The 23,041-nt window shown below is 61.0% G+C and carries 18 protein-coding genes and 1 tRNA gene; 3 read left to right on the forward strand and 16 right to left on the reverse strand.

Annotated elements, in window-relative coordinates:
* The first annotated feature begins 64 nt into the window (after nucleotides 1–64).
* Nucleotides 65–994 (forward strand): hypothetical protein, encoded by a 930-nt coding sequence (locus V1471_RS03155; protein ID WP_434286854.1) that lies wholly within the window; start codon nucleotides 65–67, stop codon nucleotides 992–994.
* Between the two features lie 104 nt (nucleotides 995–1,098).
* Here the strand turns inward: V1471_RS03155 and V1471_RS03160 are convergent, their stop codons facing one another.
* Nucleotides 1,099–3,678: a Hint domain-containing protein gene (locus V1471_RS03160; RefSeq protein ID WP_434286855.1), complete on the reverse strand. Its 2,580-nt coding sequence runs from the start codon at nucleotides 3,676–3,678 to the stop codon at nucleotides 1,099–1,101.
* A 391-nt stretch (nucleotides 3,679–4,069) separates the two neighbouring features.
* Here V1471_RS03160 and V1471_RS03165 point away from each other — a divergent pair, with 391 nt between their 5' ends.
* Entirely contained in the window at nucleotides 4,070–6,907 is a 2,838-nt protein-coding gene (locus tag V1471_RS03165; protein ID WP_434286856.1) for a Hint domain-containing protein, read from the forward strand.
* Here the strand turns inward: V1471_RS03165 and V1471_RS03170 are convergent.
* The 7 genes from V1471_RS03170 to V1471_RS03200 all read right to left on the reverse strand — a co-directional run bounded on the left by V1471_RS03170 (nucleotide 6,793) and on the right by V1471_RS03200 (nucleotide 13,235).
* The gene (locus V1471_RS03170) at nucleotides 6,793–7,731 is read right to left on the reverse strand and encodes an AEC family transporter (RefSeq protein WP_434286857.1); all 939 of its coding nucleotides are present in this window, start codon (nucleotides 7,729–7,731) and stop codon (nucleotides 6,793–6,795) included. The genes V1471_RS03165 and V1471_RS03170 overlap by 115 nt on opposite strands.
* Complete coding sequence (locus V1471_RS03175) at nucleotides 7,731–8,531, reverse strand: MBL fold metallo-hydrolase (RefSeq protein WP_434286858.1); 801 nt, start codon at nucleotides 8,529–8,531, stop codon at nucleotides 7,731–7,733. Before V1471_RS03175 ends, V1471_RS03170 begins: the two co-directional genes overlap by 1 nt.
* Complete coding sequence (locus V1471_RS03180) at nucleotides 8,528–9,316, reverse strand: TatD family hydrolase (RefSeq protein WP_434286859.1); 789 nt, start codon at nucleotides 9,314–9,316, stop codon at nucleotides 8,528–8,530. The genes V1471_RS03175 and V1471_RS03180 overlap by 4 nt, the downstream gene beginning before the upstream one ends.
* 40 nt (nucleotides 9,317–9,356) lie before the next feature.
* The gene (locus V1471_RS03185) at nucleotides 9,357–10,514 is read right to left on the reverse strand and encodes a DNA polymerase III subunit delta' (RefSeq protein ID WP_434286860.1); all 1,158 of its coding nucleotides are present in this window, start codon (nucleotides 10,512–10,514) and stop codon (nucleotides 9,357–9,359) included.
* Complete coding sequence (gene tmk, locus V1471_RS03190; protein ID WP_434286861.1) at nucleotides 10,511–11,122, reverse strand: dTMP kinase; 612 nt, start codon at nucleotides 11,120–11,122, stop codon at nucleotides 10,511–10,513. The genes V1471_RS03185 and tmk overlap by 4 nt, the downstream gene beginning before the upstream one ends.
* A gap of 30 nt (nucleotides 11,123–11,152) precedes the next feature.
* Nucleotides 11,153–12,322 (reverse strand): D-alanyl-D-alanine carboxypeptidase family protein, encoded by a 1,170-nt coding sequence (locus V1471_RS03195; protein ID WP_434286862.1) that lies wholly within the window; start codon nucleotides 12,320–12,322, stop codon nucleotides 11,153–11,155.
* A gap of 73 nt (nucleotides 12,323–12,395) precedes the next feature.
* Nucleotides 12,396–13,235 carry an SPOR domain-containing protein gene (locus V1471_RS03200; RefSeq protein ID WP_434286863.1) on the reverse strand — a complete coding sequence of 280 codons (840 nt, stop codon included), beginning with the start codon at nucleotides 13,233–13,235 and terminating at the stop codon, nucleotides 12,396–12,398.
* Nucleotides 13,236–13,522: 287 nt separating this feature from the next.
* Between V1471_RS03200 and V1471_RS03205 the strand changes: the two genes are divergently transcribed.
* A tRNA-Ser gene (locus tag V1471_RS03205) sits at nucleotides 13,523–13,610 on the forward strand.
* A gap of 363 nt (nucleotides 13,611–13,973) precedes the next feature.
* Here the strand turns inward: V1471_RS03205 and V1471_RS03210 are convergent.
* The 8 genes from V1471_RS03210 to V1471_RS03245 form a co-directional block, all read right to left on the reverse strand.
* Nucleotides 13,974–15,203 carry an alpha-hydroxy acid oxidase gene (locus V1471_RS03210; protein WP_434286864.1) on the reverse strand — a complete coding sequence of 410 codons (1,230 nt, stop codon included), beginning with the start codon at nucleotides 15,201–15,203 and terminating at the stop codon, nucleotides 13,974–13,976.
* On the reverse strand, nucleotides 15,203–16,507 hold the full coding sequence (locus tag V1471_RS03215) for a hypothetical protein (protein ID WP_434286866.1): 1,305 nt from the start codon (nucleotides 16,505–16,507) through the stop codon (nucleotides 15,203–15,205). The genes V1471_RS03210 and V1471_RS03215 overlap by 1 nt, the downstream gene beginning before the upstream one ends.
* Nucleotides 16,497–17,501 (reverse strand): zinc-dependent alcohol dehydrogenase, encoded by a 1,005-nt coding sequence (locus tag V1471_RS03220; protein ID WP_434286867.1) that lies wholly within the window; start codon nucleotides 17,499–17,501, stop codon nucleotides 16,497–16,499. The genes V1471_RS03215 and V1471_RS03220 overlap by 11 nt, the downstream gene beginning before the upstream one ends.
* A complete protein-coding gene (hisD, locus tag V1471_RS03225) occupies nucleotides 17,501–18,829 on the reverse strand; it encodes a histidinol dehydrogenase (protein WP_434286868.1) in 1,329 nt (442 codons plus the stop codon). The genes V1471_RS03220 and hisD overlap by 1 nt, the downstream gene beginning before the upstream one ends.
* A 58-nt stretch (nucleotides 18,830–18,887) precedes the next feature.
* Nucleotides 18,888–19,685, reverse strand: a complete 798-nt coding sequence (locus V1471_RS03230; RefSeq protein ID WP_434286869.1) for an ABC transporter permease — start codon at nucleotides 19,683–19,685, stop codon at nucleotides 18,888–18,890.
* Nucleotides 19,682–20,647 (reverse strand): ABC transporter permease, encoded by a 966-nt coding sequence (locus tag V1471_RS03235; RefSeq protein ID WP_434286870.1) that lies wholly within the window; start codon nucleotides 20,645–20,647, stop codon nucleotides 19,682–19,684. Before V1471_RS03235 ends, V1471_RS03230 begins: the two co-directional genes overlap by 4 nt.
* 117 nt (nucleotides 20,648–20,764) lie before the next feature.
* The gene (locus V1471_RS03240; protein WP_434286871.1) at nucleotides 20,765–21,862 is read right to left on the reverse strand and encodes an ABC transporter substrate-binding protein; all 1,098 of its coding nucleotides are present in this window, start codon (nucleotides 21,860–21,862) and stop codon (nucleotides 20,765–20,767) included.
* 40 nt (nucleotides 21,863–21,902) lie between these two features.
* Nucleotides 21,903–23,030, reverse strand: coding sequence for an ABC transporter ATP-binding protein (locus tag V1471_RS03245; RefSeq protein ID WP_434286872.1), 1,128 nt, complete (start codon nucleotides 23,028–23,030; stop codon nucleotides 21,903–21,905).
* Nucleotides 23,031–23,041: the final 11 nt, after the last annotated feature.

Consider the following 23,041-nt stretch of genomic DNA (forward strand, 5'->3'; position numbering starts at 1 on the left):
AATGCCATGGTGAGTAGGCTGTAATGCCACTGTGTTAACTCGTAAATCTGCTCTGGGGGGCAAAATGAAAATCAATCACACACTTCTTGCAGGATCCGTGCTGTCTATGCTGTTAGGCGCTGCTATGGCTCAGGCCGACAGCCTTACCCAATACGGCGGCGTGGGCCTGAATGTCGGCACCGACTACCCGTTTGCATTCGACTATGACGACGGAACCGCCGTAGAGGCGGATTATGGCATGGCTGGTGTTCTGGGCTTCGTCTATACAAAGGACCAAGGTCTCTTCAACAAGCCGCTTGAACTTGCAGTGGAAGCTGGCGTTCTGGTCGGAGACGACTCCCATGGTCATGATCTGATCAGCGACTGTTCTGGTGGTGTTTCGACCTACCTCGGTCTGATCAGCGACTGTCAGGACCGTGCCGATGTCGAAAACCTGACCTATTGGCTCGATGCCAGCGCGATGATCGATTTTGGCGCAGCAGGCGGCAATACAGACCTGTTGGCAGGTCTCGGCGTTTTGCATTTTGCCAATAAACTGGATGCCGACTACCTCTATCCTCTGGGGTATGAAAACTTCGTCGACCGCGACACCTCCTTTACCGGTGCAGGTTTGAAAATGGGGGCACGTCACCGGATTGCGATGCAAAATGGCATGACCCTCAATTTGGCCGGTTTCGCGGGGGCCTATTACGGCGAACGCAAACTTGAAATTTCCGATAGCGAAACCTATCTGGGCACTCCTGGCTCCGATGTCCGCTTGACCGAAAAATCGAATGAAACTGTTTACAGTCTGGAACTGCGCCCTTCGATCAGCATGGCGGCCGACTGGGCCGGTGCCGATGCGACCATGGAATTCGGCGTGAGCTACAAGCATTTCTTCAACGTGGTGGATGAGACCGGTTACGGGGATCATTCGGGAGATGACGCCGGTGGCGATTTCGATGGCGACGTTTCGGCTTTGACCGCGTTTTTCGGTGTGACGATCCCGATGTGAGTTTAAGCGCAAGACCAAATCTCTTGGTTTGCATGAAACAGAAAACGCCGCAGGCATAAGCCGCGGCGTTTTTTAATGAAAAATATCAACGCGGACGGCCGGGATTACGCCACCAAAAGTCCCGCCTCATGGGATTTGAGGCATTTGCGGGCGGTGTCGCCGTGGCGTGTCGGCATGGACCGCAGCTCCGGGAAAAGACCGAAAAGTTCGTCGCGCGCCGCGTCGGCCACACCGGTCAGCGAGTGGTCGGAGACGTGGAAGCTTTCTGTTGCGGCGCCTTCGGCAAAGATCACCTCGTGCCGGTCGAACATCAGGTGATAATAGCTGACAAACCCGCCCGCGCGTTCGCGGATGGTGGTGCCATTGACCAGATGTTTGGCGGCGGAGAATACTTCGGACGCGCCAAAGAGCATTTCCGAGCGCCAGCCTTGCAGCAACATGCGGTGCTGCGGCGAGACGATGAGATCGGCCTCATTGCCAAGCGCGCCTTTCGTGATCTCGATGGGCGCAAAGCGACCCATGGCGGGCACGGTGCGCGCGCCCACCCAACGCAGCGGTTGAATGCCGTTGTCCATGGTGATGACAAGATCGCCGGGCTTGAGATCCTCGACGGCGCGTGCGCCATAAGGCGTGGCGATCCGGGTGCCCTTGGCGAAACAGATGATGGTTTCGATATTGGAAAAGGTGATGACGGTGCCATCCGTCAGCGTCAGTGTGCCGCTTTCTGGATCGTTCTCGTCATAGACGATGGAGCCTCGATGGTAGAGATCCTCGCTCAGACCCGAGAGGTCGAGCACGTCGTTGTCGCTGTTGTCTTCTGAGCCGACGATGGTGATCGCATTGCCGTCCAGTTGAGAGGGATCGATGATGATCGTGTCGCTGCCTTCGCCGCCGGTGACCGTATCGCCGCCGCCCGCGTAGATCGTATCGTCGCCATCGCCACCGTCGAGAATATCCGCGCCCGACCCGCCGATCAGCGTGTCGTCACCCTCTTCGCCGTAAAGCTCGTCATCGCCGCCTGCGCCGTCGAGATAATCGTTGCCCGCGCCGCCATAGAACACGTTGGTGTAGGCGTCGCTGCCCGTACCCTGACCGTCGAAACCGATCAGAGTGTCGTCGTAATCCGACCCGATGATCCCGTCGACGCCCGACAGCGTGTCGCCCTCGGCATAGCCGCCGGAGGCCGTGCCATCGGCGAGATTGACCGAAACCGCCTCATCCGAGCCGGAATAATCGATCATGTCCATGCCGGAGCCGCCGGAGTTGACGTCCGCGCCTTCGCCGCCGATCAGCGTGTCATTGCCCGCGCCGCCCGACAGCGTGTCGTCGCCTTCGCCGCCGTCGAGCGTGTCGTTGCCGTCTTCGCCATAGAGCGTGTCATTGCCGGTGCCACCGTCGATCGTGTCATTGCCGGAGCCGCCATAGACGACGTCATCGCCGAGACCGGAGGCGACGGTGTCGTCCCCATCACCGGCTTCGACCGTGTCGTCGTAATCGGTGGTCTGGGCGTCGAACTGGACATCGGAAATCCACACGCCCTGGGTGTTCACGCCTTCGTTGTCGTAATCGATGACGATCTTGGAGACCGGGCCTTCGATCTCGACCAGAAGCGAACCGCTGCCGTCTGTGCTGGTTGTGGCGGTGATGCCGGTGACGGTGTTGCCATCGACGGTCATGGCGCTGCCACCGGTGAGCACGACCTCGACCTCGTTGCCTTCGGCATCGTAGGCGGTGATCGTGATCACATCGACGAAGCCGCCATCGGCATAATCGAGATCGTTGATCCGGAACGAGACGTTATAGACCTCGTCGCTCACCCCGCTTTCGCTGTCGGTGGCGGCGAAATCCATGGTCATGGTCATGGTGTCGCTGCCCTGATCGGCCACACCGTCGTTGTTGGTGTCATTGTCGCCAAAGAGGAAGAACGAGCTGCCGGAATCGAAGGTCTCGCCATTCGCCGTATCGACATAGACACTGCCGTCATAGCTCGTGCCCGTCGGGTCATAGGCCATCCCCCCGGCGCCATTGTCGGTGACGGTGAAGGTCATGGTGACGCCCGCGTCTTCGAGCGTGCCGGAGCCATCCATATAGTTCTGACCGTTGCTCAGGTCGTCCCAGTGCATCGTGCCGGAGGTATAGGTCTCCGTATCGATCGTATCGCCATCCGTGTCAGTATAGCTGGTGTCGATCGTGTCATCGCCCGAGGTGCCGGAGACGATGCCGTCGGCGAGAGAGGCGGCGGAGACATAGTCGGCGTAGGTGAAGGATTCATTCGTGGTGCCACCGCGCTGGCTCTCGCCCGGTGAGGTGTTGTAATAGGTCACCTGATATTCGTGACCGTCGATCAGCGGCTGTTCCGAGAGCGTATAGGTCCCGGCGGCCGAGCCGGTATCGACCACGAATTGCACAACCTGAAAACTTTCCCCGGTGGTCAGGTCGGTCACGGTCCAGACCGCATCGGCATCGACGCTCGAGCCGGTAGAGCTGACCCCGTCCACAGTCACGTTGGCGGTCGCGGTTTCCGCGCCCCGGCGCAGTGTGTCATCGACCAGCGTGTCGTCGCTGTCGGTCACGGAGGCCGTGCCGGTCGGACTGCCACCGGAATAGGTGAAAGTGGACCCCGTCGTGGTGCCTATGACCGTCGCAGGGTCAAAATCATAAATCTCGAGATCGTAAACGGCCATGATACCTGTACTCGCCTGTCCGGGCCTGCCGCTTGGAAACGGGTACAGTCCGGGCGTCTGTTTTCTTGGTTAACGATTTGCATCGGCTTTGCGGCACGATTGCGGCAGGAGAGCGCCGAACATGTGAAATCTATTGCCGTTGTGGAATTTCTTGCGAAGCTTCCTGATGTAACTCTTGGAAAGGACAAGATTTTGTTTCCGGTGACAAAGCCTGTGACGTGATCGATCACACGGGATTTTTCTAAAATGCGAGATGAAATCTTTGCCGCATTCACCATTTGGAAGGTGCGAAAGCCTAGAGTCGCAACCGGGTTAAAGCGGCTTTGCCCGCGTTGCGGCACATAGGTTCATGACGACATATACGCTCAAAAGTTATATCCCCGGGGATATCATGGATTCTGGCGGCGATGGGGTTGTCACCGTCGGGGAATACCTGTCGCTTGACAGCGGGTTCGATGCCTCGACCGATTACCACACCCTGACCATCAGCGATGACGAGGGCGGTTTCGGCGGAGATCACACCTTCAACGAACAGGGCGACGATGGCAATCAGACGGCGACGGTGACGAATTCCAGCGGCGGGACGGTCGCGTCGGGGCGCATCTACCTCGAACAGTCGATCACCTTGTCGGATGGCGATGGCAACACCTTCACCGTCTACACCGTCGAGATCAACGGCACGATTGTCGGGCTGCTCTCCAGCCCCGAGCTTGTCCCCGGTGTGGAATACAAGGTGACAGCCATCGGGGAGGCGGATGCCAACCCCTCTTATTCCAGCTTCGCCTGGCCGAGCTACGACCCGGATCTCGGACAATATTACGAGGGCGGCGCCTATAGCGACGAGATCATCGCAGGCGCGGGCGACGACACGATCAACGCCGGTGGCGGCGATGACTGGATCGAAGGCGGCGATGGCAATGACTCGATCTATTATGGCGCGGGCGGTGCGGTCCAGTCGAACGGGGACACGGTCTATGGCGGCGCAGGCGATGACATTATCGATGACGTTTCCGGGTCGACCTACGTCTATGACGACACGCTCTACGGCGAGGCAGGCAACGACACGATCTGGGCCGGGGGCGGCGATGACGAGGTTTATGGCGGCGACGATAACGACACGATCTATGGCGAAGGCGGCGACGACGAACTTTACGGCGATGCGGGCGACGATACGATCTATGGTGGCGACGGCTATGACCTGATCTGGGGTGGCACTGGCAACGACTGGCTCTATGGTGGCACTGAGGGTGACGAGCTTTATGGCGGGGCGGGCAATGATGTCCTGTTCGGCGAGGCGGGCGACGATCTCCTTATGGGCGAAGAGGGCGACGACCAGCTCTATGGCGGTTCAGGCACGGACACGATCTCGGGCGGGACGGGCAACGACACCTTCTATATCGTCGAGACCAGCGAGGTCGACTATATCTACGGTGACGAAGACTGGGATACGGTCGATTTTACCTATGCGAGCGGTTCGACCGGCGTCACGCTGACCTTCTCGGGTGACAATGCCTTTGACTATACGCTCGACGGCACCACGGCTTCTGGCTCCGGTAACTCGATGGAGCAGTTCAACCTCACGAGCGAGTCCGATGTGGTCGATGCCTCCGCGGATGCGACCGGCGCGACCTACGATTTGGGCGCGGGCGACGACAGTTTCACCGGCGGCAGCGGCAATGACGCAGTCTACGGCGGCGACGGGGCGGACACGATTTCAACCGGGCTCGGCGGCGATTATGTCGAGGGTGGTGCGGGTGACGATACGATCGACGGCGGGGCAGGCGATGACTGGCTCGACGGCGGTGAGGGCAACGATACGATCTACGGCGGTGTCGGTGACGATACGCTGATCGGCGGCGCTGGCACCGATGTGCTCTGGGGCGAAAGCGGTCAGGACACCTTCCTCTACTACGACAACTGGGGTGCCGACACCGTCTACGGCGGTGGGCTCGGCACGGATTTCGACACGCTCGATTTCTCCAATGTCACGACCGACATCACCGTCACCTTCACGGGCTGGGAAGACGGCACCGTCACCGATGGCTCCAACACGGTCAGCTTCGACAATATCGAGGCCATCACCGGCGGCTCCGGCGACGATACGATCGACGCCTCCGCCGATGGTTCGGGGCTGACGCTCGACGGGGGTGCGGGCAGCGACACGATCACCGGCGGTTCGGGCGACGATGTGATCGCCACGGGCAGCGGGACGGATACGATTGTTCTTCTGGACGGGTTCGGCAACGATACGATCACAGACTGGGATTTCACCGATACCGACAGCGACGGTTTCTATGACGATCAGCTCGACGTCTCCGGGCTGACGGACGCGCTGGGCAATCCGATCAGCACCTGGGATGTCTCGGTCTCCGATGACGGTTCCGGCAATGCGGTTCTGAGCTTCCCGAATGGCGAAACATTGACGCTCCTGGGGGTTGCACCAAGCCAGGTCGACAGCGGGGCCGAACGCTACGCCATGGGCATTCCCTGTTTCTGTTCCGGCACCCGGATCATGACGCCCTCGGGTGAGCGGCGGATCGAAGAGCTGCGCGCGGGCGATCTTGTGGTCACGCTTGAGGCCGGGCCGCAACCGATCCTCTGGCACGGGGAGCGGCATCTGGGCCATGAAATCCTGAAAGCGCAGCCGGAGCTTTTGCCCATCGTCATCCGGGACGGTACATTGGGCAACCGGGGCGATCTCTGGGTGTCTCCGCAGCATGGTCTTGTTGTGCCCGATCCGCAAAGCGGGGAGCGGGTGTTTGCGCGTGCCACCCATCTTGAACGTTTCGGCGTGGGCGGCGTCCGGCGTGCGCTGGGCAAGGCCAAAGGGAGGGCCAAGGGCAAAGCGGGCGTGACCTATCACCACCTGCTTCTGCCGCGCCACGCCACGCTCATCGCCAACAATACCCTGTCCGAAAGCCTCTATCCGGGGCGTTTCGCCCTGTCCGGTTTCGACCGCGTGGCAAAGGCCGAACTCTTCGGTCTTTTCCCTGCGCTCGAAGGTATTTTGCGTGCGCCCGCGCGAAGCGATGTGGCCACCGGGCTCTATGGTCCAAGCGCGCGGCCCTATCTGAAAGCGCGTGAGGTCGAACGGTCGGTGGGCTTGATCCTGTCTCAGGGCAGAATCGCGAGCCAGCACCAGATGGTGAAGATCGAAAGCGCCGTCCCGATCAGAACCGACGAGGCGGCCACGCGTTTGGCCACGCCGTACATATTGGCGAATAGATAGACGTTCACCCCCGGCGCCATGGCGGCGGTCAGAGTGGCGGAGCGCAGAGAGGGTGTGGGCAAGCCGAAGACGACATGCCCAAGACCATAGGAAATCGCCGGGTGCAGGACGAGGGAGGCGAAGACCGCCCAGACGATGATCCGCATGTCGCCCTCGGGTTTGTAGCGCAACAAGACGCCGCCGAGGCCGAAAAGCGCCGCCGGGATCGCGGCCTTGGTCATCAGCGTGACCGCATCCCAGACCGGCGCGGGCAGAGGGATATGCGCGAGATTGACGATCCAGCCTGCGATGATGCCGAGGATCATAGGGTTGCGCAGCACGGAGCGCGCGATCTGCCGCATCAGGCCAAAGCCGGACAGGCCCAGCCCGCGGGTCCGTGCGATCTCCATCGCGGCGATGCCGATGGCGTAAAGCATGGGCGAATGGATCGAAATGATCGCGAAATTCCCCGCCAGAGCGGCCTCGCCATAGGCGCGCTCGGTGATCGGAATGCCGAGGAGGAGCGAGTTGGAAAAGAGGCCGATGAAGCCGATGGCAACGGCATCGGTCAGGTCGCGGTCAAACAGGTAGCGGGCACCAAGAAAGCAAAACAGCCCGCCCGAGAGCGCGCCTGCGTAAAACGAAATCAGGATCGGCGGGTGAAAATTCTGGCCGGGATCCATTTTGGCGATGCCGGAGAAGAGCAACAGCGGCACGGCGAAATTCTGGGCGAATTTCATCACGCTGTCGACCATCTCGTCGCTGACCCAGCCCTGCCGGCGCGCCAGATAGCCATAGCCGATGACGAGAAAGACCGGAAGGATGACCTCGATCAGCGTCTGCATCAAAGGTCTCCTGTGATCTCGATCACCATCCCGTCATAGGCAGGGGTGACGTGATCCGGGGTCTCCTCAGCCACGGTCGCGTAATCGATGTCGATATGCATGTTGGTCAACACGCCCTGCTTCGGCGCGGCGCGTTCGATCCACTGAAGCGCCAACTCCAGATGCGCGTGCGACGGGTGCGGTTTGTAGCGCAAAGCGTCGATCACAAACGTGTCGAGCCCCTCCAGATGCGCCCATGTCGGCTCGTAAATCTCCAGCACGTCGGGGATATAGGCCAGATCGCCAATGCGAAACCCTTTGGCGTCGATCTGCCCGTGATTGACCTGCAACGGCGTCAGCGTGACCGGGCCGCCGGGGCCGTCGATGGTGACCGGTCCACGAATGGCATGCAGGTCGAGAATGGGCGGGTAGTTCGAGCCTTCGGGCTGGACAAAGGCATAACCGAACCGCGCGATCAGATCGTTTTCGGTCTCGCTGTCGGCATAGACTTTGACCCGCTCGCGCATGTTGAACACGATCTGGCGCAGGTCATCGAGCCCGTGCATGTGATCGGCGTGCGAATGGGTGAACACCACGCCGTCGATCCGCGACACGCCTGCATTCAGCAATTGCTGGCGCATGTCAGGGCCGGTGTCGATCAGAACGGTAGTCGTGCCATCGGGGCCGTCGCGCTCAATGAGCGCAGAGCAGCGTAAGCGGCGGTTTTTCGGATTCTGTGGATCGCATTCGCCCCAGATATTGCCGATCCGCGGCACGCCGCCGGAAGAACCACAGCCCAGAATGGTGAAACGTGCGCTCATAATTTGGCTTTCGTGAAGAGGCGTTCGAAATTCGCTTCGGTCAACGCGGCGAATTCGGCATAATCCATCTCGAAGGTCTCCGCCGCGCGCTGGGCGGTTTTCGCCGTATAGGCCGGTTCATTGCGCCGACCGCGATGGGGTGGGGGGGCGAGATAGGGGCTGTCGGTCTCGACGAGGATGCGGTCGCGCGGCACGGCGCGGAAGATGTCGCGCAAATCCTCGGAGCGCGGAAAGGCTGTGATCCCCGACATCGAAATGTAAAATCCCCAGTCCATCGCCGCCAGAGCGAAGTTTTTCGAGGCGGTGAAGCAATGCAGGACGCAAGGATAGGCGCCCTTGCGATATTCTTCGCCCAAAATCTCCATCGCATCCGCATCCGCATCGCGGGCGTGAATGATCAGTGGCAACTTCGTTTCGCGCGACGCTTCGATGTGGATGCGCAGGCTGTCTTTCTGAACCTCCGCGCTTTCGGCCGTATAGTGGTAATCGAGTCCGGTCTCGCCGATGCCGACGAATTTCGGATGCTCGGCCAGTGCGATAAGCGCGTCCACCGTCGCCATCGGTTCTTCGGCGGCCGACATCGGATGCGTGCCCGCCGCCCAGAACACCGGATCGAAGCGCTCGGAAATGGCCTTGACCTGATCCACCTGCCGCAGCCGCGTGCAGATCGTCACCATGCGGTGCACACCTGCGTCAACCGCACGGCTGACCACTTCGGGCAGTTCGTCGGCGAAATCGGGGAAATCCAGATGGCAGTGGCTGTCGGTGATCTTGGGGAGGCTCATGGTCTGCTGTCGTTCGTGGCTGGACCGGAGCGGGTCGGCCTTAGCGGGCGATGCGGCTGGCGGTCTCGTTGATCTTGAATACCATATCAAGGATCAGCGCCGCAGGGTCAAGGTTGACGGCCTTGGCATGCTGTGCACGGGCCGACAATTCCTGTTGCAGAACCGCCCAGTCGCGTGCGGCATAGGTGTCGGGCGACAGCCGCAGCATGAGCGCGGCCTCGCCGGGGGCGGCCTCGACAATCGGTGGACGGCCCGCGCCGGTGCGCGCCAGACGGGTGAGGAAACGGTCGATCAGCCCGAGGGTCAATTCATAGCGGTCGCTGTTCGCCGCGCCGACACAGGCCTCGGCGAGCCGCAAGGCCTGTGCCCGGTCGAGCCGGGGCAGGGTGGCGAACAAGGCCACGATGTCATGATAGGCCTCAAGCCCGCCCAGATTGGTCAAACGCAACGCCTCCCCCACGGAACCGGCGGACAATTCCGCCAAAGCATCCGAGCGGTCTGCCGCATCCGACCCCGCCGCGTCAAGGGCACGGCCCAGATCTTCGGGCGACAGCGGGCCGAGGCGCAACTCGCGACAGCGGCTTCGGATGGTGGGCAAAAGCCGGGAGGGCTGGTGCGAGACCAGCAGGAGAAAGGCGTGTTTCGGCGGTTCTTCGAGGGTTTTCAAAAGTGCGTTGGCGGCGGAGACGTTCATCTCGTCGGCGCTGTCGACAATGACCACACGACGCCCGCCGTCGGTGGCGGACATGTGGAAAAAGCTGTTGAGCTTGCGCACTTCCTCGACGGAAATCACCGTGCCGAAGCGGGATTTCTTGTCGTCCCATTCGCGGCGGATCAGACAGAGGCGTGGTTCGGCCAGCTGTGCGGAGCGGCGATAGACCGGGTGCTCGTGACCGAGTTCCAGCGTGTCGGGGGCGGGGGGCGGATCGCCGAACAGCCCGCCGTCCTCTTCGATCGGCTGAGCGAGCAGAAACCGCGCGATGCGCCAGGCGAGCGTGGCCTTTCCGACGCCGCGCGGGCCGGTGATCAGCCAGGCGTGGTGCATTCGGTGCGAGTTGAACGCGTCGAGAAAATCCGCCTCGGCATGTGTTTGGCCGAACAGCGTGGCGGTCTGGCGCGGATGCGGCGCACCGGGGGCGCAATCCGCCTCGGGCGCCATGTCCATTTCGCCGAGTGCTTGGGGGGATCGCGTGCTCATGCGCCCAGCCGTGCGGTCACGAGGGTCGCGACCTCTGCGGCCACGACATCGATGTCGCGCGCTGCATCAATCACGGTGAAACGGGGGTAACGGGAGGCCAGCGCCAGAAAGGCGGCGCGGCATTTTTCCTGAAATTCCAGCCCGAAATCCTCGAAGCGTTCTTCTGAGGTCTGCCGCCCCTTGGCGCGGCTCAGGCCGATCTCCGGGTCCATGTCGAACAGAAGCGTCAGATCGGGTTCGACGCCGATCATCTCGTCATGCAGCCGATTCACCTTGTCCTGCAAATCGCCGCGGGTGACGCCCTGAAACACGCGGGTCGAATCCGCGAAACGATCGCAGATCACCACCTTGCCAGCGGCCAGCGCAGGCCTGATGGTTTTTTCGAGATGGTCGCGACGGGCAGCGGTGAACAGAAGAATTTCGGTTTCCGCAGACCAGCGATCCGGGTCGCCTTCGAGCACGAGAGAGCGGATTTCCTCGGCGCCCGGCGATCCGCCCGGTTCGCGGGTGTGGATCACATCCACGCCGCTTTCACGCAGCGTTTCGGCCAAAAGCCGGGCTTGGGTGGATTTTCCGGACCCGTCGATGCCCTCGAAGCTGATGAACATGGCGCTCCCGTCAGGATTGGTGGCGGTTGGTTATTCGGACACGGCCAGACCCGTTTGTCCCTCCAACTTGTCCTTAAGCACCAGAAAGGCTGTGCGCAACCTCGGAGCGATGCCGCCACGGGCAATCGAGCGATCCGCCACCAGCGGAATATGCGCATCGGGAAGGTCTTCGCGCGGGATCACCAGCTCGGCCAGAGTGTCGCCCTGGGTGATCGGCGTTTCGAACGGGCCGGTGTAAACAACCTCGCCCTTCAGCTCTTCAAGCTGTGCGCCGGGCAGCAGGATCGAAACATCCTCGGGCGCGACGAGACCCACCTCGGTCTGATCGCCCATCCAGACTTTGGCGCGGGCGAATTCATGACCTTTTTCCGCTACGGTTTTTTCGGCGAACTGGCGAAAGGTCCAGTTGACGATGCGCTCTCCTTCCTGCGCGCGGTCGGCATCTGTCGCGAGTCCGGAGATCACGAAGACGACGCGGCGCGTGCCTTGCGTGGCGGAGCCGACCATGCCGTAACCGGCCTCTTCGGTGTGGCCCGTCTTGAGCCCGTCCGCGCCGATGCCGAGGCGCAACAGCGGGTTGCGGTTGTGCCGGTTCTGCGGTGCGCGGTTGTCGAAGGGGAATTCCTGTTCGCCGAAATAACCGTAATATTCCGGGAATTCGGTGATGAGCCGCACGGCGAGGATGCCGAGATCCTCGACCGACATGCGCTGGCCGGGGTTGGGCCAGCCGGAAGCATTGGCAAACGTCGAATTGTTCATGCCGAGCGCCTTGGCGCGTTCGTTCATCAGCCGTGCGAAATTGTCTTCGGTGCCCGCAAGGCCTTCGGCCACGGTGACGCAGGCGTCATTGCCGGAGAGAACCACGATGCCCTGGATGAGTTCCTCGACGGTCGGGCGGTCGGTCTCGTTGAGGAACATGGTCGAGCCGCCCATGTTTTTCGCCCGGGTCGAGACGGAGAAGCGGGTGTCGAGCGTCACGCGCCCGTCGCGCAGCGCCTCGAACAGCATGTTCACCGTCATCAGCTTCGACATGGAGGCGGGCGGCAGCGGCGTCTGCGCATCCTTCTCCATCAGCACCGTCTGCGTGGTCAGGTCATAGACCCAGACGGCCCGCGCGGCGCTTTCAAAGGCGCTGGCGGGCAGGGCGAGGCCCAGAAGGGGCAAGAGAAAGGCGAGGCGGAGGGCAAGAAGGCGCAGCATGGAAACGGGCGGGTCCTTATTCGTGCAGATGGTTCGGGCGGTTCATGTGACAGGGGGCGTGACGCCCCCTCCCTTAATGCGTGACGGCATAGGCGTCCGTGAAGCCCGCCTTTTTCACTTTTTCGAGAAGCGCTTTGCGCTCGGCGCTCGATCCGGCGGGGCCGACGATGACGCGCCAGAAGGATTTGCCGTTCGAAGTGCCGGGCTTGACCATGGCGACAATGCCCTGCGAGCCGAGCATGTCGACCGTGCGCTTGGCATTGGCCTCGACCGAGAAAATGCCGATCTGGAGGAAGGGTTTGTCGAGTGTGGAAGCGGCTTTCGGCGCGGCGGGAGTGGCCGGGGTTGCAGGTGCGGAGGGGGCGTCGAGCGCATCGAGTGTGGCGGCGGCATCGGCGATCGGATCGTCGAGCGGCGCTGCGGCGATGGTTTCGGTTTCCGCTATGGTCTCCACGGTTTCCGGCTCTTGCGCCACTTCCTCGCGGCGCAGCGCGGTGACGTTCAGTGTCGCGGGGGATCCGGCCAGCATGCCGAGTGCTTCGGCGGCATCGGAAGACACCTGAATCCCCGGTCCGGGGGCCGTGACTTCGCGTTTGAACAATGCGCCGATGACGAATTTTCCATTGGCTTCGTTGCGGATGATCACGCGCTCGGGGTCGGTCACGTCGGAATGTGCGACCCAGACTCCGCCGAGCGACGGACGCCCGTCCCAAAGCCCCTTGTCGGTGACCTGAAACACATCCGGCGCCTCGACGTCACGTTCCACCAGTTTGGTCGAGGTCGACGTCGCGGTGCTGCCTGTTTGCGGTTTCTTGAAGCTGTCGAGAAAGGATTGCCCGTCCTGACATGCGCCGAGCGCGAGCGTGGCGGTCAGGAGAAGCGCGAGGCGCTGTCCGGTCCCTGTCTGTCGCATGATCTTGCCCCTTCGTCGTGCCTTTTAGACGGCACGGATTTTATATGTGTGGTTTTGTCGGTCTGCTCATCGTCGCGCCAAGGTGAAAGGGACCCCATGGTCAGACCATTGGGACACACCTCCCCCGGCGTCTTGCGGGCAGTCTAGCGTTTCGACCGGAAACAGGAAAGCCCTGCGTGCACCGGGTGGCGAAAAACGGCAAATGTCGGGGCGCTGTGCATCAGATCGCGGGTTTCAGAATCGTGACAAGGGCGCTAAGGCTCTGCGGATCGTACCTGATCGCTCGCGGAGGAGTGGCAGAGTGGTCGAATGCACCGGTCTTGAAAACCGGCGATGTGCAAGCATCCGTGGGTTCGAATCCCACCTCCTCCGCCACTGAACAGTTTTATCCGATTTCAAGAGGTCGCCTTGGGCGGCCTTTTGCGTTCTTTGTCGTGTATTGGGGTGAGATTTCCATTTTGTTGGGTTTCTCTCGCTTTGCCCCATATTCTTTTACTGGGTGGTATAAATACGCGGGGTATGAAAATGCGGTGTGATACATGTGCGCTGACTGGCAAACTCACAAAAAAACTTGTTGAAAACCTTGGGACGGGGCGGCATGTGAAAGCGGAGTATGGGAGCCGTCAGAAGCACTTCGTTTGAAGTGTTGGAAAGCTTTGTGACCAAAACCCGGGATAAGACGTCTGTCCTCAAATCTCTAATGAAAACAATGAAAAAGCCCGCAATTTCCCTCGCGCTTTACAGTTCGACCTCTTGGCTGGACGGTGATGCCGATGCGTCAAGCTTGGAGAACGTCTCATAGGCTGTCGTTTTTGCACGTAAAACGTTGTGCCCTTCGTGGCGTAGCTCATCGATTGACGACACCCCCATCAGGTTCAGCGTGATCTCAATTTCCGTTTCCAGAAGGGAGATCAGATGCGCAGCACCGGCTTTCCCATGTGCCGCAACGGCCCACGCAAACGGTCGGCCCATCAACACGAAATCCGCCCCAAGCGCCAAGGCCTTGACGATGTCGCTTCCCCTGCGGAACCCGCTGTCAACGAGCAGTGCGAGGGATGGACCCAAAGCCTGACGGACTTCGGGGATCATTGAGATGGTCGATCGTCCGTGGTCCAGTTGCCGTCCACCGTGATTGGAGAGCACGATCCCGTCTACATACGCATCACGCGCGCGCTGAGCGTCTTCGGGATCGGAAATGCCCTTGACGAACAATTGCCCGGACCAGTCCTTGCGCAGGCGCGCGACCGTATCCCATGTCAAATTCTTGTCGAGACGACGAGACAAATTTCCAGCTTGTGCCATGGCGCCACGACCGAACTCCGGGCGGCCTTCGACCAATTCAACCCCGGGAAAACCGCCGATCAACAAATCCATGGACCACAGGGGACGCTGCATGAATTGCCACAAAAGGCTTGGGGTCATGTGGTCGACGCTGCGGAAGCCATTTTTCACGTCGCGCTCACGGACAGATGTAATGGCGGTGTCGACTGTCAGGAAGATACGCTCGACCCCGTGCGCTTTGCAGGACTCGAGATAGGCCGCGTTCACTTCGGGATCTTCATCGAGATAAAGTTGAAAGTCCGGAGCCACACCTGTCGCTTGCCGAACGGTGCCTAAACCGTTGATGGAAAAAGTCGACAGCACGAAGGGAATACCTGCCTCGGCTGCGGCCTGAGCCACGGCGATATCGCCATTGCGTCGGTAAAGACCCAGAAAGCCCACCGGTCCCGGACCGAACGGCAGTTTGGACACGCGATCCGCCACCGTGACCGTCAGGTCCGGTGTGGGGGCCAGTGGGGTGAGTATCCTTTGCCGCAGAGCAAAAAGGTCGAAATCTTTTCGGTTCCGATGAAGGGTCGTTTCAGAAAAGGCGCCACCGTCGATGTAGTCTGCGAAGATTTTGGGAAGCCGTTTTCGGGCCGCCGCAGCAAAGTCGTCGACGTTCTGGTATTTGCGTTCGAGGGACATCAGGATGGTCTGACCTTGTCAAAAAAATCGGTGAACATGTCCGCGCCGACGACCGGCCGGGAGGCGGCCGAAAGTGCGACCGAGAGGCCGATGGCCGAGGACACCGGGTTATGCCGGTCGCGCGTTTCTCCTGCATTGAGGTTCATGACCAGTGTCGGGGAGAGGAACAGACCGGTTCGGATCACATCTTCCCAGTCGTCGGGAAGCAGGTCTTTGTCTTTCAGGGTGCGCAGCCACGGTGTCCAGAATTCACGCGCCTTGGCGTCGAGCAAGGCGGTGCGGACGGGGCTGGGCCGCCAGTCGGTGTCGAAGTGCAGAATGCCGCCGTCCAACCGAACGCTGGCGGTAAAGGCCTGTTGGGCCATCTCGGGATTGTAGAGCCAGAAGGGATGGGCAAAGACATTGTGGAAGGTGGATTTCACCTCGGCCAGCAGAGAGGGCACTTTGCTGCCCGCAAACGCAGGGTCAAAGAAGGACAGGCGATCACGCGCCGTGCCACGTTCGTACCAGACGTTGGCATTATGCGCGTCGCCATGGGCGACAATACCGCCAGCGTCTGCGGTGTGCGTTGGTGTATATCGGTCGTGGGCGAAATCGAACGCCTCCTGCAACGTGCGGGAGTAGGTCAGCCCGTTGATGACCACCGGCGCATCGGCGATCTCGTCCCATTGCAGAGCAACCCCGTTCGGGAAGTCAAAACGCTTGCCGTGGTAGAATTTCTTGAACCGCCCGCCCGGATAGGTTCCCTCCGGCAGATCAATGAGACGTTCATAGAAAAGCCGATGGATCGGTTCCATGGCCGCCTCTTCGGGCGTAATCGTCACGAGGGAGCTGCGCGCGATTTCAAGGATGCGCCGGTTCAGGTCGGCTTCTGCCTCTGTGGCCCGAACAATGGCCTCGTCGTCGGGCCTCTGGTCCAACTCGAAAAGAACATCTGAGAACCGCGGGTCGGCACGCCGTTTGTAGACGAGCAACTGTTCCCCCGGCAGGGTCGACATATGGATAGGCTGGTCGACGGGCAGGCCCGCTTTCGACAAAATATCGGCACGGTAATATTCGCCCGTCATCTCCTCTTCTCCTTCTTCCTGATGGAATTTGAAGAAGAACTCTTGCGTTCCGGATCGGAAGAACCCGTTGAGGGAGTTCAGCGAATACTGGTCGATATTGATCTTCAAGTCCGACACGGGGATGTCGAACAAACCGGCGATGAAGCTTTCCAGCATGCTTGCCGCTCTGGCCGTATCCTGTCGCGCAATGGCGCGGATTTCAGCCGTGCGCGACAGGTTTTCCTGTTCACTGAGCATTTGCGCCTCCCAGACGAATAAGGGTTTTGATGCCGGTCGCATCACCGGCAATGAGCGCCTCATAGGTCGCTGGGACGGCTTCCGGCGCGATGATGTCGGCGATGAAGGGATCGAGGTGATCCTGGAGCTCGGGAAGCATTGCGGCGATCTCCGCCAATTCGTTCCCAAAGGCATGACAGCCGATCAGCGCGATCTCACGTTCGACGAGATGCACAGGATCGATGATCTCTGCGGGTTTGCCGATGCCAACCAATCCGAGGCGGCTCGCTCCGGCGATCGTGTGAAGAAGCGTGCGAATGACATGCGCGTTGCCGGTCGTGTCGATGGCGAAGCGAAAGCGGTGGCCTTGGAGATCCTCAAGGGTCGTCACGGACGCGCCGGTGGCCTCGGCGACCAAAGTTGTGCGCCCGGCATTCTGGTCGATGATCCGTACCGGATGCCCCTTCCGGGTCGCCAGCAGGGTGACAAGACCGCCGATGGGACCACAGCCGGTCACGACGATTTCCGCCCCATCCGGCACGGATACAAGGATCAACGCATGCAGCGCGACAGCGAGCGGCTCGGCCATGGCGAGGAAGCGGTCCGCAACGCCCTCCGGCGCTTTGATCACATTGCGGGCCGGGATCGTCACGGCTTCGGCGAAACCGCCGTCGATGACTTCCCCAAGGAACCCAAGCGAGGAGCAAACCTGTCCCACACCCTCGAGACAGGCGTCGCAGGTGCCGCAGATATGACGACTGTCGACCACGACCCGATCCCCAAGGGCGACGTGATCGACGCCGGGGCCTATGGCCGTCACAGTGCCGGTGAATTCATGACCCGCGACAGAGGGCGCACGGGTGATCCATGCGCCGGTCTTGTAGTTGTGCAGGTCGGAACCACAGATGCCCGCGACCGAAACCGAAAGGGTGACTTCTTTGTCTTTCGGCGGGAGGGGGGCGGGAACCTGCTCAAAGCGCAAATCCCCGACACCGTGGAGACGGATCGCTTTCATCACATGTCCTTCAGGTACTCGAGGCGCAACTCGCTGACTGCATTGGCATGGGACGAGAAACCTTCGTATTCCGCGAGGGTTTTCGCTGCCGCCGCCATTTCGGGATAGCCCTTGGCGGTGACGTAGCCGACCGAACTGCGGCGAATGAAATCGGTCACCGACAGAGGACCATAGGTGTTGGCCCCCTTGGAGGTCGGCAGAACGGCGTTCGGGCCGAGGGCAAAGTTGCCGATGGAAACCGGGGTGTGGGTGCCCATCAGGATTTCGGAGGCTTCGGTAATCTCGCCCAGATAGTCGAAAGGTTTGGTCGACATGATTTCCAGATGTTCCGGGGCATATTCGTTGACGAAGGCGATCGCGTCCTCCATCGACTCGGCCAGGATCAGGCCACCGGATTTCCCCGACAGCACGGTCTGCGAGAACTCGACCCGTTGCGGCGTCATTTTGGCCCAAAGCTCGGGCAGGGTGGCCAGCGCTTCGTCCAGAACGCGCTGCGACGGGGTGACCAGCCAGGCGGAACTGTCGGGGCCGTGTTCGGCCTCGATCAACAGATCCAGCGCCGCCAGACGGCCCGACACGGTGTCATCGGCCAGGATCATGCCTTCGGAGGGACCGGCGGGCAGACCCGGGTCGATCATCCCGGCCAAAAGGCGCTTGGCGGCAACCACCCAGGGGCTGCCGGGGCCGACGATCTTTTGTGCTTTTTTGACCGTTTCGGTGCCGAAAGCCGCCGCCGCCACGGCTTGAGCCCCGCCGCATTTGTAGACGGTTTCCACACCCGCGATGCGCGCCGCGACCAGCGTCGCCGCATCGACAGTGCCATCCTTGCCCGGAGGGGTGAAGATCGCCAGATTCGGCACCTTGGCGACCACGCCCGGCACGGCGGTCATCATGGTGACGGAGGGAAAAGACCCCTTGCCGCGCGGGACGTACAAGGCCACGGAATTGATCGGCAGGTAGCGATCGCCTGCAAAGGCACCCGGGCGGACCTCTTTCAGCCACATCGGCTCGGGGGACTGTTCTTCGTGGAAGCTGCGGATGTTGCCGATGCCAAACCGGATGGCCTCGATCACCTTGTCGTCGACCAGATCGAACGCGGCATCGAATTCAGCCTCTGACACCTGAAGCGTCGCGGCGGTCAGACCTTCGGCACCGTCAAACTGCTGGCCAAAACGAACGAGGGCGGCGTCGCCTTCGGTTTTCACCGCTTCGATGATCGGCTGCACCTTGTCGAGGAAGAAGGAGAGATCGGCTTCGGACCGGCGGATAAGCGCGGCGCGCTCGGCTTTGTCGAGGCCCGCGAGTTTTTGAACGTTGACGTCAGACATGACAGATCCTTTCGTTAAGATCGATAGAGAGGTCGCGACTGCGAGGGCCGGACAACCGTCATTTTGATTTCAGGAAGATTTCGAGCCCGACGAGGCGGTCGAGCAACCACACCGCGAGCAACGCGATCATCACGAAGACGGACGAAACCGCGGCCAGGTCAGGCGTGATGATGGAACGGATATTGTTGTAGATCTGGACGGGCAGGGTCACCGTCCGCGCATCGGTCAGGAGCAGCGAGACAAGGAACTCGCTCATCGCGAGAACGAACATCAGAAGACCCCCGGTGATGATCCCCGGCATGACGCCAGGAACGGTCACGAACCAGAAGGTCTCGAAGCGACCTGCGCCACAGCTCGAGGCGGCCAGTTCGAGATCTCCATCGAGCGCTCCGGCCGAGGAGGACACAGACCAGATGATGAACGGCAGGTTGATCACGGCCAGCGCCACGCCCACGGGCCAGAGGCTACCGAGAATGCGCCATTCCCCGAAGATCAGCATCATGCCGATGCCGGAGCCGATCAGCGGCACGGTGAACGGCAGGAGCAGATAGATCTGGATCGCATTCGCAAAGCGCAGTTTGAACCGTGACAGGGCAAGCCCGGCAAGCGTGCCGACAGGCACGGAGACGATGAGACAGACGGTCGAGACGATCAACGAGCGGAGGAACGCCTGCTGGAGGTCGCGGGCAAGGGCGATTTTCTCATACCATTTGAGAGTGAAACCTTCGGGTGGGAAGGAGATCATATTGGCGGTGGTGAAGGACGCGCCGACAACGATGATCGTGGGCACCGAGAGGATGAGAATACAGAACCAGACAAGGGCCCAGAACAGAATGCGTTGCGATCTTGAGGTCATTTTTTGCCTCCCATGCCGAGTGTGCCTGCGCCAAAGATCGAGATGACGACCCCGACGATGACCGAGCCGAGCACCACGAGCAGCAGCGCGAGAGCCGCGCCGAGCCCCTGATCCGCCGTGCGGAAGAACTGGTCGTAGATGGCATTCGCGATGAAATCCTGCGATCCGCCGCCCAGCATGGCGGGCATGGCGAAATCGGTGAGCGCCAGCGTGCCGACGACAAGCCCGGCGCCGATGAGGCCCGGCTTGGCCATCGGAATAACCACATGGCGGAAACTTTGCAGCCAGTTCGCCCCGAGAGAAGAGGCTGCGGTTTCGGTCTCACGCGGGATCGCGGTCAGAGCGGGTGCCAGCATCAGCACCGCAAAGGGCAACATATATTGCACCAGACCGAAGACCACGGCGGGAAAGTTGAACAAAAGACGGATCGGTTCGATCCCGACGAGGCCAAGCGCGTTATTGGCGACTCCCGTCGTCCCCAGAATGATCAAAAGCCCGTAGGCACGCACCACCTGACCGATGAAGAACGGCAGGAAAAGCACCACGAGAAGCGCCTTGCGCACCAAAGAACTCGTCGTCCGGACCATGATATAGGCATAGGGCAGGGCCAGCAGCAGGGTGAAGAAGACCGTCAGCCCCGCGGCGAGCACAGAGCGCGTGACCACGCGCCCGTAGGTGGCGCTTTCGAGCACCGTCCGATAGTTCGCAAGCGTATAGGCCTCGGACGGCAGGAAGGTCGAACGATCGAGCGTATGCAGAGAACTTCCGGCCATCTGGAACAGGCCGAGCACCAGAAGCCCCACCAGCAAAAGTGCAGGCATGATCAGCGCCCAACCGGTGTAGGGGGTCATGCGGGCGGGCCAGAAGCGGTCCAGGCCATTGTTCAATGCATCCATGATCCGCCAGCGCAGCGGATATCTGAATGTGGCGCGGGGATCGTCCTTCGACGGGGTCTCGGGCATTGCGGTATTCCGGTGTCTCGATGGGGTCTTATGGCCGCGCATTGCTCAAGGAGAAGAGGCGTTGCACGGCCTTGGACAGGATCGGGAGGGGAGCCCGATCCTGAGGGGCGTCGGGCCTTAGCCCTGCATGATTTCTTTGAACTTGGCGAACCAGTCGCTTTCGTTCTGTACCTGCACCGCCGAGGAGATCCGGATCAGATGTTCGAAATCTGCGGGCTCGGTCGGATAGGACGGATCGCCGGCAAGCCCCTCGGGCGGGGTGAGGCCCGGAACAACCCCCGGAAGTCCGAGACCGTCGAGCCAGATCTGCTGGCTTTCTTGCGACAGGGCGAGGTTGATATACTGCTTGGCCCAGTAAAGCTCATTCTCCGGCAGACCCTTCGGAATCCAGAGACAGTCGGTATCGAATTTGCAGCCCTCTTCCGGCACGGTCCACGCAAGATCGACACCGTTTTTCTTGGCCGCCAGCGCGTTGGTCGAAATGGTGCAAGCCGCGTCGATTTCGCCGTTCTGGAACCACGTGGTGAAATCAGGATCTTCGCCCAAGAGCGGATTCTGCTCTTTCATCTCACGGACAAAGCTCCAGCAGGCATCCATATTGTCCGGAATATCTTCGAGCGAACCGCCACCTGCGACCTGCGCCGGGAAGTGGAACCCAATCCCGTCGTTGTAGAGCGCGATACGGCCCTTGAACTTCGGATCGAGCAGGTCGCGCCAGGATTTCGGTGCGCCATCCGGGAAGGCCTCCGGGCGGTAGGCCAGCACATAGACGTAGCCATACGTGTTGACGAGCGGATAGCCTTCGAGGCCGACGGGTTTCGCCAGATCGGTGGTGTTGGCGAGGTTGGGCAGATCGGAAATATCCTCGGTCACACTGCGCAGCGCCGATTTGGTGGCGTTGGTGGTGGTGTCCCAGTTGATGTGGATCGGCGGAATGCGCCCCTGAGCGACAGCGGCCCAGACCTTCGGCTGAATCTCGTTGTCTTCGGTCAGGTCGTGACGCACGGCAATGCCGGTCATTTCGGTGAACCGGTCGGATACGCCTTTCTTCAGCGATTCTACCCATTCGCCGCCCCAGGCGCGCACAATGATCTCGGACGGTTTTTCCGGCTCTTGTGCCAGAAGGCGACTCGCGGGCATCGAGGCGAGCAGGGCCGCTCCGCTGGTTGCCAAACCGGCACGAAGAACGCTCCGGCGGGAATATTTCGTGGACATTCGGGTAGTCTCCTCTGTTGGGACGCGGCTGATTTTTTTCTTATGCCGCAGGGCTGAAGATCTTGAGGTCACGACGGTTCCATCCGAGCGCGACCGTGTCGCCCACATGGAACAGTCCGAAACTGTCGGGATCGTGATGATAGACGCGGAAGGTCGCGTCTGAGAGCGCCCCGACCTCAACCACATACATCTGCCGTTCGCCTTCAAAGATCGTGTCGGACACACGGCCCTCGAGTGTCATGTCACAGCCGCCGAGCGCGTCGCGCGCGTGTGCAAGCCGGATCTGTTCGGCGCGGATCGCGGCCACGACCTTGCTGCCGGGCGCGAATTCGTCTGCGGGTTCGCCCTGGACGATGAGATCGCCGATCTGAATGTTGCCATCTGCGGTGGCTGTCCCCTCGATGAAAGAGGAGAGGCCGAGGAAGCCCGCCACGAAGGGGTTTTCCGGCGCGCGGTAAAGTTCGACCGGCTCCGCCTGCTGCTGGATACGACCGCCGTCCATGACGATGATGTTGTCGGATACGACGAGCGCCTCGCGTTGGTCATGCGTCACGTTGATCGTCGTAACGCCCAACTCATGCTGAATGCGCCGAAATTCGAGCTGCATCTCTTCGCGCAGCTTGACGTCGAGCGCGGCAAGCGGTTCGTCGAGCAGCAATAGATCGGGCTCGAAAACCAGAGCGCGGGCGATGGCGACACGTTGTTGTTGCCCGCCGGAAAGTTCGTTGATCCGTCGGTCGCCGTAGCCGCCAAGCCTGACGAGATCGAGAAACTGATCCACGCGCCCTGCAATCTGGCGCGGGTTGAACCGTCGCATCTTGAGCGGGAAGGCCACGTTTTGCGCCGCGGTCATATGCGGAAACAGCGCAAGTTTTTGAAACACCATGCCGATCGAACGCCGGTGCGGTTGTGCGGCGTCTACGGCCTTGCCGTTGATGGTAATTTCACCGGAGGTCTGCTTTTGAAACCCGGCAATCATACGCAAAAGTGTGGTCTTGCCGGAGCCCGACGGTCCGAGGATCGTCAGAAAACGCCCCTTTTCCAGTTCGAAGCTCGCGTCATTCACCGCCAGAACGCCGCCGAAATCCATCGTCACATGGCTTGCGCGCACCGCGACCTCACGGGGAGATTGTGTCGCGCTGTTTTGTGTGGCGATTTGGTTTGTCATTTTGATCCCCG

It is taken from the genome of Celeribacter sp. SCSIO 80788 (assembly GCF_051054295.1).
Classification (GTDB): Bacteria; Pseudomonadota; Alphaproteobacteria; order Rhodobacterales; family Rhodobacteraceae; genus Celeribacter.

Bases quoted from the DNA above. Each gene is read 5' to 3' on its own strand.
- V1471_RS03155 (WP_434286854.1), top strand. From the start codon at position 65: ATGAAAATCAATCACACACTTCTTGCAGGATCCGTGCTGTCTATGCTG.
- V1471_RS03160 (WP_434286855.1), bottom strand. From the start codon at position 3,678: ATGGCCGTTTACGATCTCGAGATTTATGATTTTGACCCTGCGACGGTC.
- V1471_RS03165 (WP_434286856.1), top strand. From the start codon at position 4,070: ATGGATTCTGGCGGCGATGGGGTTGTCACCGTCGGGGAATACCTGTCG.
- V1471_RS03170 (WP_434286857.1), bottom strand. From the start codon at position 7,731: ATGCAGACGCTGATCGAGGTCATCCTTCCGGTCTTTCTCGTCATCGGC.
- V1471_RS03175 (WP_434286858.1), bottom strand. From the start codon at position 8,531: ATGAGCGCACGTTTCACCATTCTGGGCTGTGGTTCTTCCGGCGGCGTG.
- V1471_RS03180 (WP_434286859.1), bottom strand. From the start codon at position 9,316: ATGAGCCTCCCCAAGATCACCGACAGCCACTGCCATCTGGATTTCCCC.
- V1471_RS03185 (WP_434286860.1), bottom strand. From the start codon at position 10,514: ATGAGCACGCGATCCCCCCAAGCACTCGGCGAAATGGACATGGCGCCC.
- tmk (WP_434286861.1), bottom strand. From the start codon at position 11,122: ATGTTCATCAGCTTCGAGGGCATCGACGGGTCCGGAAAATCCACCCAA.
- V1471_RS03195 (WP_434286862.1), bottom strand. From the start codon at position 12,322: ATGCTGCGCCTTCTTGCCCTCCGCCTCGCCTTTCTCTTGCCCCTTCTG.
- V1471_RS03200 (WP_434286863.1), bottom strand. From the start codon at position 13,235: ATGCGACAGACAGGGACCGGACAGCGCCTCGCGCTTCTCCTGACCGCC.
- V1471_RS03210 (WP_434286864.1), bottom strand. From the start codon at position 15,203: ATGTCCCTCGAACGCAAATACCAGAACGTCGACGACTTTGCTGCGGCG.
- V1471_RS03215 (WP_434286866.1), bottom strand. From the start codon at position 16,507: ATGCTCAGTGAACAGGAAAACCTGTCGCGCACGGCTGAAATCCGCGCC.
- V1471_RS03220 (WP_434286867.1), bottom strand. From the start codon at position 17,501: ATGAAAGCGATCCGTCTCCACGGTGTCGGGGATTTGCGCTTTGAGCAG.
- hisD (WP_434286868.1), bottom strand. From the start codon at position 18,829: ATGTCTGACGTCAACGTTCAAAAACTCGCGGGCCTCGACAAAGCCGAG.
- V1471_RS03230 (WP_434286869.1), bottom strand. From the start codon at position 19,685: ATGACCTCAAGATCGCAACGCATTCTGTTCTGGGCCCTTGTCTGGTTC.
- V1471_RS03235 (WP_434286870.1), bottom strand. From the start codon at position 20,647: ATGCCCGAGACCCCGTCGAAGGACGATCCCCGCGCCACATTCAGATAT.
- V1471_RS03240 (WP_434286871.1), bottom strand. From the start codon at position 21,862: ATGTCCACGAAATATTCCCGCCGGAGCGTTCTTCGTGCCGGTTTGGCA.
- V1471_RS03245 (WP_434286872.1), bottom strand. From the start codon at position 23,030: ATGACAAACCAAATCGCCACACAAAACAGCGCGACACAATCTCCCCGT.